This window comes from Microcoleus sp. B13-B6, assembly GCF_036705405.1.
Lineage (GTDB): Bacteria > Cyanobacteriota > Cyanobacteriia > Cyanobacteriales > Microcoleaceae > Microcoleus.
Window position 1 is genome coordinate 21,627 of record NZ_JAUBUJ010000096.1, and the last position, 13,101, is coordinate 34,727.

12 protein-coding genes and 2 tRNA genes are annotated in these 13,101 nt (G+C 44.2%); 7 read left to right on the top strand and 7 right to left on the bottom strand.

Annotated features, from left to right (window positions below; genetic code table 11):
• The first annotated feature begins 1 nt into the window (after position 1).
• Both QUB35_RS30960 and QUB35_RS30965 read left to right on the top strand, forming a co-directional pair.
• Positions 2-1,201 carry a BREX system ATP-binding domain-containing protein gene (locus QUB35_RS30960; protein WP_333145473.1) on the top strand — a complete coding sequence of 400 codons (1,200 nt, stop codon included), beginning with the start codon at positions 2-4 and terminating at the stop codon, positions 1,199-1,201.
• Positions 1,198-3,312 (top strand): DEAD/DEAH box helicase, encoded by a 2,115-nt coding sequence (locus QUB35_RS30965; protein WP_333145475.1) that lies wholly within the window; start codon positions 1,198-1,200, stop codon positions 3,310-3,312. The genes QUB35_RS30960 and QUB35_RS30965 overlap by 4 nt, the downstream gene beginning before the upstream one ends.
• Before the next feature lie 67 nt (positions 3,313-3,379).
• On the opposite strand, the gene miaA is transcribed toward QUB35_RS30965, so the two are convergent.
• Positions 3,380-4,291 (bottom strand): tRNA (adenosine(37)-N6)-dimethylallyltransferase MiaA, encoded by a 912-nt coding sequence (gene miaA, locus QUB35_RS30970; RefSeq protein WP_333145478.1) that lies wholly within the window; start codon positions 4,289-4,291, stop codon positions 3,380-3,382.
• Between the two features lie 258 nt (positions 4,292-4,549).
• On the opposite strand from miaA, the gene gyrB reads away from it, so the two are divergent.
• Positions 4,550-7,795 carry a DNA topoisomerase (ATP-hydrolyzing) subunit B gene (gene gyrB, locus QUB35_RS30975; RefSeq protein WP_333145480.1) on the top strand — a complete coding sequence of 1,082 codons (3,246 nt, stop codon included), beginning with the start codon at positions 4,550-4,552 and terminating at the stop codon, positions 7,793-7,795.
• 731 nt (positions 7,796-8,526) lie between these two features.
• A complete protein-coding gene (locus QUB35_RS30980) occupies positions 8,527-9,243 on the top strand; it encodes a heme oxygenase (biliverdin-producing) (protein ID WP_333145482.1) in 717 nt (238 codons plus the stop codon).
• Positions 9,244-9,366: 123 nt separating this feature from the next.
• On the opposite strand, the gene QUB35_RS30985 is transcribed toward QUB35_RS30980, so the two are convergent.
• Together QUB35_RS30985 and QUB35_RS30990 are read right to left on the bottom strand one after the other, a co-directional pair.
• Positions 9,367-9,618, bottom strand: a complete 252-nt coding sequence (locus tag QUB35_RS30985) for a hypothetical protein (RefSeq protein ID WP_333145484.1) — start codon at positions 9,616-9,618, stop codon at positions 9,367-9,369.
• Between the two features lie 12 nt (positions 9,619-9,630).
• On the bottom strand, positions 9,631-9,831 hold the full coding sequence (locus QUB35_RS30990; RefSeq protein ID WP_333145486.1) for a glutathione S-transferase family protein: 201 nt from the start codon (positions 9,829-9,831) through the stop codon (positions 9,631-9,633).
• 141 nt (positions 9,832-9,972) lie between these two features.
• On the opposite strand from QUB35_RS30990, the gene QUB35_RS30995 reads away from it, so the two are divergent.
• The 3 genes from QUB35_RS30995 (at position 9,973) to QUB35_RS31005 (ending at position 10,660) form a co-directional block, all read left to right on the top strand.
• Positions 9,973-10,045 (top strand) — tRNA-Asp (locus QUB35_RS30995).
• A gap of 29 nt (positions 10,046-10,074) precedes the next feature.
• Positions 10,075-10,152: transfer RNA gene (locus QUB35_RS31000), tRNA-Glu, on the top strand.
• A 97-nt stretch (positions 10,153-10,249) separates the two neighbouring features.
• Positions 10,250-10,660, top strand: coding sequence for a hypothetical protein (locus QUB35_RS31005; RefSeq protein ID WP_333145488.1), 411 nt, complete (start codon positions 10,250-10,252; stop codon positions 10,658-10,660).
• A gap of 42 nt (positions 10,661-10,702) precedes the next feature.
• Here the strand turns inward: QUB35_RS31005 and QUB35_RS31010 are convergent, their stop codons facing one another.
• The 4 genes from QUB35_RS31010 to QUB35_RS31025 form a co-directional block, all read right to left on the bottom strand.
• Positions 10,703-10,963: a transposase gene (locus QUB35_RS31010; RefSeq protein ID WP_445252130.1), complete on the bottom strand. Its 261-nt coding sequence runs from the start codon at positions 10,961-10,963 to the stop codon at positions 10,703-10,705.
• Entirely contained in the window at positions 10,959-11,267 is a 309-nt protein-coding gene (locus QUB35_RS31015; protein ID WP_333145493.1) for a transposase, read from the bottom strand. The genes QUB35_RS31010 and QUB35_RS31015 overlap by 5 nt, the downstream gene beginning before the upstream one ends.
• A complete protein-coding gene (locus QUB35_RS31020) occupies positions 11,264-11,650 on the bottom strand; it encodes an IS630 transposase-related protein (RefSeq protein WP_333145495.1) in 387 nt (128 codons plus the stop codon). The genes QUB35_RS31015 and QUB35_RS31020 overlap by 4 nt, the downstream gene beginning before the upstream one ends.
• 131 nt (positions 11,651-11,781) lie before the next feature.
• The gene (locus QUB35_RS31025; protein ID WP_333145497.1) at positions 11,782-13,002 is read right to left on the bottom strand and encodes a GTPase domain-containing protein; all 1,221 of its coding nucleotides are present in this window, start codon (positions 13,000-13,002) and stop codon (positions 11,782-11,784) included.
• Between the last annotated feature and the right edge of the window lie 99 nt (positions 13,003-13,101).

Consider the following 13,101-nt stretch of genomic DNA (forward strand, 5'->3'; position numbering starts at 1 on the left):
GGTGAATATAGAAGTGCAGCGAGTCATTGAATCTCTTCGTCTTGGAATTCCCCCTGATGGTCAGGTACGCTATTTCACAGTAGGTAGACTGTCAGAGATTACGGAGCTAACCGCTAGGCTTCAACAAGGAAAAACGGATGCGCTATTGCTAAAAGCTAACTACGGTTCTGGCAAAAGTCACTTGTTGCGATTTATCCGTGAAACCGCTTTAAAAGCAAATTTTGCTGTTAGTTCCGTAACACTGGATGCTAAATCTGCTGTCCGTTTCAATCGCATGGATCAGATGTTGGGTGCAATCTGGCGTGGTTTAGAGATTCCAAACAACTCTGAAGATAGAGGTGTCCGCCCTTTCTTTGACTGGGTTTGCGAACAAGCACGTGAGAGTAAAGGAACAGCAGGTAAGCAATGGCAAAAAATAACGAATAACGGGCAATGGGATTTTTCTCAATCCCTTGAATCTCCAGCTATTTTTATTGCCTTGCGCGCTTGGATGAGCGGAAGAGTTAATAAAGATTTAGTAGAGGATTTGCTGTTTCAAAAAAGTAATTATAAGACACAGCATCTTTATCAGGAGTTGATACATAAAAGCCGGATGTGCTACCGAAAAGAACTAGAATTAACTCGAACAATTAAGTGGCAAAACTATACAACAAAGGCACTTTTATTTGACTTTAAATCTCAAGGTTACGCTCAGTCTTGGGCAGCAATTAGAGATATTCATACCCTTGCCTGTGCTTCGGGAATGAGAGGGATTATCATACTTTTTGATGAATTTGAGGATGTTTTATCTAACATTACAAATATAGCCCATCAAGAAATGGCATTTCAAAATCTATTCCAGTTTTTTGCAGGTCAGCAATTTCAGGGCATGAGTTTTTTTGCTGTGACACCAGAATTTGTCAGCAAGTGCAGGAATCGTCTGATTAGTAAGGGTCGGTGGGATTATGACTATGCTCAATTGGATGCGCTTTCTACCTTTGAAATGAGTCCCCTAGAGATTAGTCAGTTACAAGAGTTAACCATAAAAATTAAGGCCTTTCATGGAATTGCTTATGGATGGGATACTAATTCATCGGCTATTGAACTAGGTCTGACTGCGGTTGTCAAAAAAACTGGCTCTATTGCAGTTCAAGACCGTACTCGTCAAACGATTAAGGAAGTTGTGAAGTTTTTAGACCGACAGCTTGAGGAAATAGAATGAGTAGCATTGAATTGTTGGAGCGCCGTGTTGCTTCAGCATTTTATGGAAGTTTTACAGCTTTGCGTCCGGTACAAGAAGCTGCTATTGAACCGCTAGTAAAGGGTCAAAATATTGTCCTATCTTCTGGTACTGGTTCTGGGAAAACTGAGGCTGTTTTGGCTCCCTTGCTAAGTCGTTATTGGCGAAAAGCTGTCACAACTGAAGCCTTGACTCTGATTTATATTGCGCCTACTAAGGCACTGGTTAATGATTTAGAAAAGCGGCTGTATCCGCCATTGGCTCAATTGGGACTTCGTGTTGGCATACGTCATGGCGATCGCGATGATTTAGTATCTGGGCAAACACCCCATGTTCTAGTAACAACGCCAGAATCGCTGGAAGTGCTACTTTTCCGCAAAGATGCAACTTTACAAACAGTTTGCGCTGTAGTTATTGACGAGGTGCATCTTCTCTACAACACGCAGAGAGGATTGCAACTATCTATCCTATTTCAAAGACTCCAAAAAAGCTTAGGACAAGAGTTGCAATGGGCTGCCTTATCTGCAACAGTGGGGAGACTTTCAGACGTGCGTGATTTCTTGTTTGGATCAGCAGCTAGTGCTGAATTCCTTCAATTTCCTGCTCATCGTTCTATTGATGCCCATGTCCGGCATATTGCTGATGAAGCCAGCTTTCTGAAGCTCATTCGCAAGTTGACAGAAGGGAGGCAGACTAAACTATTGATTTTTACTAATTCTCGCCGAGAATGTGAACGGTTAGCAGGAATTTTGCAGCATGAAAAAAGCTTAAATCCCCTCATTTTTACTCATTACTCATCTCTCTCGCCAGAAGTTAGAGCGGAAACTGAGCAAAAATTTACTGCTGCAAGAACTGCGATCTGTATTGCTACCAGTACATTAGAACTTGGTATTGACATCGGTGATATTGATGCTGTAATTCTTTGGGGATTACCCAGCGGGGTTGAATCATTCCTACAGCGAATTGGTCGCAGTAATCGACGCGCCAATAAAACAAATGTTATCTGCCTAGTACCGGATAATTCCGATCATATAATCTTTGAGTCGTTGCGTTTTATTGCTCTTGTCGATGCAGCGAAAAAAGGTGAGTTACCTATTCGCTCTCCCTATGAATTATTTGGAGCGATTGGGCAACAGTGTCTCAGCGTCATTGCATCGGAGGGTGGTCGCTTCACTCGAATTGCAGAATTGTGCAAGCTATTCGATCACCAAGACTATCTAGATCGCTCATCTATCGAAACAATACTTGGTGAATTAGCTAATAATAGTTATCTTCAGCGTCATGGTTTCAAAAATCAATATGGTGCTGATGCAAACCTGCACAAACTTGTCGATTATCGAATGATCTACGGTAACTTTTGCCGGAGTTCCCAAACCATAGAATTACGTTACACATCTAAAGTTTTAGGTGAAGTTCCTGCTGAGAACTTACTCAGAGTTAGACCAGGAATTCTGGTACGTTTTGCAGGTAAAATTTGGCGGGTACGCAAGGCTTCGATGGCTGGTATCCTTGTTGAACCATCATCTGAAAAAGGTAGTGCCATTGATTTTACCTATGGGGGTAGAGGAATTAGCACAGATGCTTTTGTTTGCGATCGTGTCTGGCAAATCATCCACAAGGAGGAATTGCCGAGTGAGGTTTTAACCCGGAGCCTACACGAAAGTTTAGAAAAAGCAAGAGATAACCTGCGGAGGATTTGTCGGATTGACCAAATTCCCTATATTCGTTCATCTAAAGGTATCCGCTATTTTACATTTGGAGGCTACTTGGTAAATAAGGCTGTAGCTCTGATTAATAAGCAACTAGATTACAAAGCTGATGATGTTTCGCTGCTGGTAATATCACCCATTAACTGGGCATCAATTCCCACAGAAGCACAAGCCTACGAATCAGTTTTTCATCGGCTGTTAGAGACATCTTCTGAACGCTCTATTTACCAAACATTGCTACCTGCTGAGCTTCAATTGCGCGAATTCCTGCAAGATTGGTTAAGAAATGAGACATTCTGCAGAGTATTGGTGAGATTGGCTCATTCTGATCCGGTGCTCGCCTCTCCTCAAATAGAAGTTTTATTTCCTGCTACTTATCGCTGAAAGGTTCAATATGATCTCACAGCTTTCTTAGATCATGGTCGTCCTTACTACGAACTTATTAACATGATTATTTGCGAGCCCCAAAATCTTCGTTGACAAATTCTTGCACTTTCTGCCAAACTCGATCGCACAAATCTGGTGCGCTAACATCAAACCATTCAATTTGAGGATAGGCCCGAAACCAAGTCCCCTGTCTCTTCGCAAATTGCCGCGTGTGCAAAATTGTTAATTCTTTGGCTTCTTCAAGCTTAATCTCGCCAGCCAAATATTGTTTGATTTCCTGATAACCCAGCGTGTTCAACAGTGGCAAATCGCAGCCGTATTTTTTACACAAATATTCTACTTCAGCAATCCAACCGCGTTCTAGCATTTGTTCGGTGCGCTGTTTGATCCGATCGACCAAAACATCGATCGCGCAATCCAACCCAATTTGTAAAATAGGATAATTGGGAGGATTTTCGCCCTGCTGTTCGGAAATAGGGCGACCGGTCGCATAAAATACTTCCAGTGCTCTTAAAGTTCTTACTGGGTCATTGAGGTGAATTTTCTCAGCCGCAGAGCGATCGACCTGCTGCAACATCGCGTAACATTGAGATTGTCCGAGTTCCGCAAGTTGCGATCGCAATTCGGGCATCGGTGCTACCCTCGGAATTTTTAAACCGCGCACGATCGATTTAATATATAAGCCCGTCCCTCCCACCAACAACAGAGGAGAATCAACAGCAGCAATTAAATTTTGAGCTTGTTGCTGGTAATCTGCTAGTGTCAGAGTTTCTGTCGGATCGCAGATGTCAATTAAGTGATGCGGTACACAAGTGCGATCGACCGCCGTCGGTTTTGCGGTTCCGATGTCAAATTCGCGGTACACTTGACGGGAGTCCGCACTCAGAATCGAAGATTGCAGTCGCCCCGCCAAAGCCAAAGCCACTCCCGACTTCCCCGTCGCCGTCGCCCCGCAAATCGTAATTAATCTAGGCATAAGCTGTCGCATATTTCCCTATAAAAACTATCAAATCCTCTCCTATCAATGCTTTCCCCTCTCTCCATGCCCTGATTCACCGCGATCGGGCAGGGCATTCCTCCAGCAATCTGAAAACTATTCCCCTCCCTCCCCCCAATAAATTTCCCTTCAGAAAGCCCTAGCATCGCCTTTAACGGTTTTGTGCTATAATTTTAGGAGTTTTCCCATTTTAGAAGCTTTCGGGGCTTTAGGCCTCATTATTGGAGCTATTTTTGTATGACCAGCAGCTACAGCGCCGACCAGATTCAAGTTCTCGAAGGTCTCGAAGCAGTCCGTAAACGACCGGGGATGTACATCGGTACCACCGGGCCGCGAGGACTCCACCATCTAGTTTACGAGGTTGTGGACAATTCCATAGATGAGGCGCTGGCTGGCCACTGCACTCACATCGAGATTGACATCAACGCCGACGGTTCCGTTACCGTGACAGACGACGGCCGGGGTATTCCCACCGGCATCGTTGCCAAGACTGGCAAATCGGGAATAGAAACAGTAATGACTGTACTCCACGCCGGCGGTAAATTTGGCGGTGGTGGCTACAAGGTTTCTGGAGGATTGCACGGTGTAGGTATTTCTGTTGTTAACGCGCTGTCCGAGTGGGTAGAAGTGACAGTTTGGCGCGACCAAAAAGAACATTTACAGCGCTACGAAAGAGGCAATCCAGTTACTGAACTTACTGCCAAGCCCAACAAAGGCACTCGCACCGGCACTTCAGTTTCTTTCTTGCCAGATACTCAAATATTTAGCACTGGCATTGAATTTGATTACACTACACTCGCGGGGCGCTTGCGAGAATTGGGTTACTTGAATGCGGGCGTGAGAATTACGTTTAGCGACCACCGTTTGGAACTGCTTAAAAGTAGCGAACCTCGCATCGAAACATACTGTTATGAGGGCGGAATCAAGGAATATATCGCCTACATGAACCGCGAAAAGCAGCCTCTGCACGAAGAAGTGATTTACGTGCAAGGCGAACGCAATAACGTGCAGATAGAAGTGGCTTTGCAGTGGTGCGTTGATGCTTTTAGCGACAATGTTCTCGGTTTTGCTAACAACATTCGGACGATCGACGGTGGCACGCACTTAGAAGGTTTGAAGGCTGTTTTGACGCGGACGATGAATTCGATCGCCCGCAAGCGCAACAAAATCAAAGAAAACGAACCCAACCTAGCCGGCGAAAACGTTCGCGAAGGTTTGACAGCCGTCATTTCTGTGAAAGTCCCAGACCCGGAATTTGAAGGCCAAACTAAAACTAAACTGGGCAATACCGAAGTCCGGGGAATTGTGGATTCCTTGGTAGGCGAAGTATTGACAGAATATTTGGAGTTTCGCCCCCAAGTAGCCGACGCTATTTTGGAAAAAGCAATTCAGGCATTTAAGGCCGCTGAAGCCGCCCGTCGTGCCCGCGATTTAGTGCGCCGAAAATCAGTCTTAGAATCGTCTCCTTTGCCTGGAAAATTAGCGGACTGTAGCTCCAGAGACCCCGCCCTGTCTGAGATATACCTGGTCGAGGGGGATTCCGCGGGGGGCTGTTTTTTTTCATTTCAGGAAATAAAATTAGCTGACGGCACCACAAAAACTATCAAACAGATAGTTGACGAACAAGCAGAAGGTAAAGAACACTTTTGCTACACCATTCGCGAGAGTGGAAACATCGGGTTTGAGCGAATAACTAATGCTCGGATGACTAAAGCAAATGCTGAAGTTGTCAAACTGACATTAGACAATGGGGAGACAATAACTTGCACTCCCGACCATCCATTCATGTTGCGGGATGGCACTTACAAAGCAGCCGCCATGCTGACACCGGAAGATTCATTAATGCCGTTCCACAGCAAGTTGTCGGAAAAAAACAAACAGGGTCAGGGACTTAACGGTTACGAAATGGTTTGGAATCCCAACAGTGATAAGTGGATTTACACCCATCTTTTAGCGGATTTCTACAACCTGAAACACGGCGTTTATCAAGCATCTGACGGCAATCACCGCCACCACGTTGACTTTAACAAACTCAACAACAATCCGACAAATATTCAGCGAATGTCGGCTGAGGATCACTTGGCTTTACACCGCGCGAACCTTGAGAAAACCTTGCACAGGCCCGATGTCATTGAAAAGAGCCGTCAAGCTCACATGACCGATGAATTTCGGGCGATGATGAAAGAGCGGATGCGGCAGCCGGAAACGCGACAAATTCTTTCGGAACAGGCGAAAGCTCAGTGGGAAGATGAAGAGTATAAAGCTTACATGATGAGCAAGTGGCGGGAGTTTTACGATACTGATGAAACTTATCGCCAGCAGAATAATGAACTGCTGAACCAAGCCCAGCAAGAGTATTGGAGTTCCGAAGAAAACCGTTTGGCTCAGTCGGAACGGGTTCGCAATCATTTTGCTAACAATCCTGAAGCACGGGAGACTCATTCTCAACTTGCTCAAGAACAGTGGCAAGATGAGAATTTGTTGGAGTGGCGGCGCGAAAAAACTAAGGAACAGTGGACGCCGGAGTTTCGCCAGAAACGTAAAGAAGCTTTGAACGAAACTTATTACCGCAAAACTCTTGAAGCTTTGAAGGCTGTTGAGATGAAAATGGGCTGGATTGATGTTGATTATTACAATATCTACCGCCGCACGAAAAAAGATAAGTGTTTGTTGAAGTATGAGAGTTTTTGCGATCGCTACTTTAATGGTGATGCACTATATGCTCGCCAAGCGGTTCGGAATTACAACCACCGCGTTGTCAAGATCGAAGCTGTAGAGGAACGCTACGATGTTTACGACATCGAAGTGCCCAACAGTCACAACTTTGCATTAGGGGCGGGAATTTTTGTCCATAACAGTGCAAAACAAGGGCGCGATCGCCAATTCCAAGCAATCCTGCCTTTGCGCGGTAAAATTCTCAACATTGAGAAAACCGACGACGCCAAAATCTACAAAAATAACGAAATTCAATCGTTAATTACAGCCCTGGGTTTGGGCATCAAAGGCGAAGAATTCGATCCGGGTCAATTGCGGTATCACCACATCGTAATTATGACTGACGCTGACGTAGATGGTGCTCACATCCGCACGCTGTTGCTGACTTTCTTCTACCGCTATCAGCGTGCGCTTGTAGAACAAGGTTACATCTATATTGCTTGTCCTCCTCTCTATAAAGTGGAACGGGGACGCAATCATTACTACTGTTACAGCGATCGCGAAATGAACAATCTCATCCGCAATGAATTTCCGGCGAATGCTAATTACACCATTCAGCGGTTCAAAGGTTTGGGGGAAATGATGCCGACACAGTTGTGGGATACAACGATGAACCCAGAAACTCGGACGCTGAAACGGGTGGAAATTGAAGACGCTGCTGAGGCCGATCGCATCTTTACGATCTTAATGGGCGATCGTGTCGCCCCCCGCCGCGAATTCATCGAAACCTACGGCCCCAAACTCAACCTCCTCGACTTGGACATCTAAGTTAGTTGACAGTTGACAGTTGACAGTTGTTTGCTGGCGAGGATGAGTCATTAGTCATTAGTCATTAGTTAGTGGCTGATGACTGATGACTGATGACTACTGACTACTGCCAACTGCCAACTGACTACTGACGACTGACTACTGCCAACTTTTGTTATAAAAATTAATACAATCTCTCATCAAATCGATCTAAGGTAAACACTTAGGTAAATTTTAGATTTTTGGCGACTTGATCGACCCTCACAAAAATAGAAGGTTGGACAGTATAGCGTCAACGACCCAGGTCTAAAGAGATTGGGCTTCTAGCCTAAGACTTAAACCGCAGTTGACCAGACTCAGTACCTTGGTACTACGTTAACGGTAAGAGTTAAAGACCTACCAGGGAATGCGAAGCTAGTTCCTTGCTCTAGAAATTTAGGATTAAACAGACTTATTGGGTTAAATCAGTGTCCTAGATATAGTACCGGCCGTTAACTAAGGCGCAAGCTAACATCACCCCGAAAGGGAGGCTCGAAAGAGCAAACATTATGCGATCGCGGGTTGCCAAATTTGAGAGGGTAATTTCGATGCACGCTCCCCTAGCTGAAGTGTCCCATCGAAATTACATTACATTCATTACACTCCCATCTAGCAATCCTCGTGTAATGCAAAGATTCACGGCGGTTTCAACCGCCGAGCCGTTTCCATCTCAGGTCTAAAGACGCTGAGTTTCCCACTTACCGAATTTTTTTATGAGCATCAATTTAGCGACCAAATTGCGTGAGGGAACGAAAAAGTCCCACACAATGGCAGAAAACGTCGGTTTTGTCAAGTGTTTTTTAAAAGGCGTTGTAGAAAAAACTTCTTACCGGAAGTTAGTAGGAAACCTCTACTTTGTCTACTCGGCAATGGAAGAGGAAATGGAACGCCAAAAGCAGCATCCGGTTGTTTCAAAAATTTACTTTTCTGAGTTGAATCGCAAACACAGCTTAGAGCAAGATTTATTTTACTACTACGGTGCGAATTGGCGCGAACAAGTAGCCCCCTCAGCCGCAGCTAAAGCTTATGTGGAGCGAATTCGCGAGATTTCGGCGACCGCACCGGAACTGTTAGTAGCTCACTCTTACACTCGCTACCTTGGCGATTTATCGGGCGGACAAATCCTGAAGGGAATTGCCCAGCGCGGGATGAATCTTTCCGAGGGAGAAGGCACTGCTTTCTATGAATTCCAGGATATTCCTGATGAAAAAGAATTCAAGGGTAACTACCGTCAGGCAATGAATGAACTGCCGATTGACGAAGCAACAGCAGAGCGAATTGTTGACGAAGCTAATGCAGCTTTTGGCATGAACATGAAGATGTTTATGGAGTTAGAAGGCAATTTGATTAAAGCTGTCGGTCAGATGCTTTTCAATACCCTGACACGGAAGCGCGGTGGTGCTAGTACCGAATTGGCTACTGCTGATTGAGTTAAAGCTCACAGCAGATAATTTGAGCCTCGTTTAAGAGGAAAAACTTAAATCCTGGGGGTTTGATGGCTGCTTTTACAGTCACCAACTCTCCGGGATTTTGAATTGTGTTCCTCTGCAAAATCAGTCCGCGCGAGCGGAGCTATCCCGAAGGGAATCATCCGCCAGTAACTCCTCAAATTTTTCCGCTGTATCTCCGGCTACACCCAGAATTTGACCTGTTAAGGGAAACATCGCCGGCAACAGTTCAATCAACGCCACCATTTCCACCATCCGCACAATTCCCAACGCTTTCGCCTCAGTTGGTAGCAGTGCAGGTGTGGGGTATTTCGCCTCCAGATTAACCAGAATTGCCAGCGACTCAACCAAAGTCAAATCTTCATCTATTCATACAGGAATGCGATGGAAAGGGTTGATTGCGGAGAATTCCGGCCCAAATTGGTCGCCATCTAGGTTAAGGGCGATCGGCTCAAAAGCAATCTGCTTTTCCAGCGCCACCCACAGGCGGCGATCGTTCAGAGAAATTGGAGTGTAGTACAACTTCAGCATCGGATTCACCACCCGCGACACTACCAGTTTAGCTCCCAAACATCTTGATTGATCAGGGGTTTACCGAATAGGTAATTAGTCATGTCACATACTTTTGGACAGGCTTGACTGCAAGTGCGATCGCCCCCTTGGGTTGTAGTACGCGAAGTCAAGCGCCACCCCGTCCAAACAGCAATTTGTGAGGCTGTAGCTCAATTGGGAGAGCGTCGCTCTGTCACAGCGAAGGTAGCGGGATCGAAACCCGTCAACCTCGTCTCCGTTTCCGGGAGTTACGAGTTTTAAAGTCCCATAGGCAAATTGGTTTAAGCCGTCTGCCCCTCAAGCAGAAGATTGCGAGTTCAAACCTCGTCGGGAATCCCAGGTTAGGTGGCCGATCAGAAGTATTTTTAGATTGGCAATTCTGAGATAGTTAAGTTAAACTTCTAAGTGTTAAATAAGAGTTTGTGTATTGCAGGCAATGAATAATTTTGTTCTTGAACCAACTCATGAAAATCTCGAACGCTATAAAAGAGTACAAGGTGAAGAGACTTATTGGCATACCGCAGATTTCTTTCTGTTTGACCCCAACATTAAAAATGAACTCTCGATCATTTTCGATTCTTATATGGAGGCATTTATGGAGTCTGATGAAGAGGACGAAGATGAGGCTAGTCGCAAAATTGCTTTTTCGCTTGGCAGAATGATCGTCAAAGCAGCTAGAGAGATTGGAGTCTCACCCAAAGACTTTCGAGATCAGTTTAATAACTACGCAACAGTGATTTGGACTCCCATTTGTATATGGCGGAAGGATAATTTAGGTGAAATCAGCTATTCCTTAATGAGTGGTTTACAATGCAGCTCAGAAAAAATTTTATTACCCCCTTTCTAAAACAAAAAATAGCGATCGCCTATATTACAGCACTTCCGGATGTTATGAGGTACAGTAGCAGCAATTAGTAAACCAGTTTTTGAGATGTTTCGGATTAATTAAGTCAAGAGCCACAGCAATTATCGTATCAACCATTTGAGTGGTGGTTGGCGAAAACTGTCGCAACAAAGATTTGAGTTGCGACCACCATAATTCAATTGGATTAAAATCAGGAGAGTATGGGGACAAACACAAGATAGAAGCACCCACCGCTTCAATCATGGGCTTAATTGAATCTACTTTATGCGCTGGTAAGTTATCAATTCACGTCTACTGCTCCCGACCACAATTGTGGCACTAAGCATTTGTCGATAAACACCTCAAATGCTTGGCTATCCATCGAGTTGTCTAGGGTCATTAATGCTACTACTTGCGTGAGACTAATTGCACCAATTACTGTGACTTTCTTACCTCGATAAAAAGGTTTGACCGCATAGGCTCTCGTCCCTCGTTGGGAACGCGCATGAGTTCTGGTTAAACCTAGCAATACTCCAGTTTCATCTAAAAAGACTAGATTTTTTGGGTCGATATGCTTGACTTTTTCCCAATACTCTAACCTTAATTTCATGACTCTTTCAGTGCCTGCTTGGCTACTCCTAACTGTTTTTTTTTACGATTTAATCCCAACTTGTGTAAGGCGTTACACATGGCTGTTCTACCCACCCAATTTCCCGTCTTCTGAGCAAATAAATCACACAATTCTAGTAAGGTTGCATCGGGATGTGCTGCCACTATTTCTCTCAAAGAATCTGTGGAATTATTCAAATGACTATATCTCGGTTTTCCCCTGGGTTTCGGCTGTAAATTACCCTCTATTTTTTGTTGCTTGACCAGTTTTTGAACTAAACTTTTACTGACGGAAAATATCGCTGCTGTTTTTCTGATCGACAGCTTCTGATCTTGATGGGCTGCTACTATTTTTGTCCGCAAATCTACTGAATATGCTTTCATTGGTGTATTTTTTTAATCTATTCTTATTGTACCTCATAACACCCGGAAGTGCTGTATTAACCTTTCCAGGGCGATCGCTTTAGTTGTTATCGCTTTAGTTGTTGAGGTAATTGCCTCGTGATGACGATGGCTTAGTTTGCAAAAGCGGGAATTGAGCCTATCCCAAACCCAATTTTGATAGCTTCCATCCACTGTTGCACCAGATATTTCAAGGTTTCTTTGATGTCTGGCAGTGGTTCTCCTTCATACTCAGCTTGCTTATATATTTTCATCGCCTCGATATAGGCAAGAGCTAGAAAACCTGTGCAGAGAGCAGTAGTAACAGCAGCAATACATCTGAAAATGGGGAATCCACTTACTGGATTGAAGTTGTCCAACCCTGGTAACAAATCGATTAGTTGATCTTTGAAGGGTAGTGCATCTGTCATTCCGTTAAGCATAACACCAAATTGAGATAAAACGTCATGAACAGTTTGGATATTGTCATAATTAACTCCTGGCAAGTTGTTGAGAATTTGAGCCAGTTCAACCTCAATACCTGTTGTACCAATTACTGCACACAATTCTGAAAGAAGTTTCCCATCAAAATTGTAACCAAAGGTTTTGGAAATATCTGCAAGCATCCAAGATTGTAGAGTAGCTACTAGCGGTGTTTGCATCATTGGAACTGGCAACAATCGAGCGGTAAGTACCTTAGCGCATCCATCTATACACAAACCAAAAGATTTATCTGCCTTGGATTTCATCGCATTCAAAATTGCTTTTTTAGCAATCTCTTCTAGTAAATGTTCAGTGCCAAATAGTAAAGAGTCTAAACCGTAAGGTTTAATGTCGTAATGAGGTGTTTTTTCTCGCACTGCCATGACTGGGATCACTTTCTTAATTTCCGAAATGCCCCTGAGAAAAGGTTCTAACCAGCTTTTTTCCACTCCTGAAGCGCGAGTAATTACAGCAATAACTGGAAGTTCTTTCGCAATTGACGAAATCCAACGCCGATCGATTAGTGTTTCTCTTGTAACTTGAGAGTTTACACAGTACCAAATTGCATGGATTTGGTCTTCTGGTTCTTTGTATTTCTGTTGCTTGATGAACTTAGCAATTTGCTCCTTGACCCTATCCTGCTGTTTTTTATTATTTTCAAGTCCCGGTGTATCATAGATTGCTATTGGTAGTCCTGGCTTTTGATATGGTGGGTTTGAAATGCTGTTTGTAACAGAGTCGCTAATGGGAAAATTCAACATTGAACTAATTAGTGTACTCTTCCCAGCCCCGGTACTGCCAATCACCAAAACATTACATCTTTTAATCTGCTTGATAGCTGTTGGAAATCTATGACCAAAGCTTAAAACCATATCCAGCCACCGCTTTTTTATTTAGGGCTTGCTGAATAAGTTAGAAAAAATCGCGATCGCGTAGCTAACCGCAGACATCGCACTTGATGGGCAATTCAA

What these genes read in the sequence shown, in the direction of transcription:
- gyrB (WP_333145480.1), top strand. Translation starts at nt 4,550, where the DNA reads ATGACCAGCAGCTACAGCGCCGACCAGATTCAAGTTCTCGAAGGTCTC.
- QUB35_RS30980 (WP_333145482.1), top strand. Translation starts at nt 8,527, where the DNA reads ATGAGCATCAATTTAGCGACCAAATTGCGTGAGGGAACGAAAAAGTCC.
- QUB35_RS31025 (WP_333145497.1), bottom strand. Translation starts at nt 13,002, where the DNA reads ATGGTTTTAAGCTTTGGTCATAGATTTCCAACAGCTATCAAGCAGATT.
- QUB35_RS30965 (WP_333145475.1), top strand. Translation starts at nt 1,198, where the DNA reads ATGAGTAGCATTGAATTGTTGGAGCGCCGTGTTGCTTCAGCATTTTAT.
- QUB35_RS31005 (WP_333145488.1), top strand. Translation starts at nt 10,250, where the DNA reads ATGAATAATTTTGTTCTTGAACCAACTCATGAAAATCTCGAACGCTAT.
- QUB35_RS31020 (WP_333145495.1), bottom strand. Translation starts at nt 11,650, where the DNA reads ATGAAAGCATATTCAGTAGATTTGCGGACAAAAATAGTAGCAGCCCAT.
- miaA (WP_333145478.1), bottom strand. Translation starts at nt 4,291, where the DNA reads ATGCCTAGATTAATTACGATTTGCGGGGCGACGGCGACGGGGAAGTCG.
- QUB35_RS31015 (WP_333145493.1), bottom strand. Translation starts at nt 11,267, where the DNA reads ATGAAATTAAGGTTAGAGTATTGGGAAAAAGTCAAGCATATCGACCCA.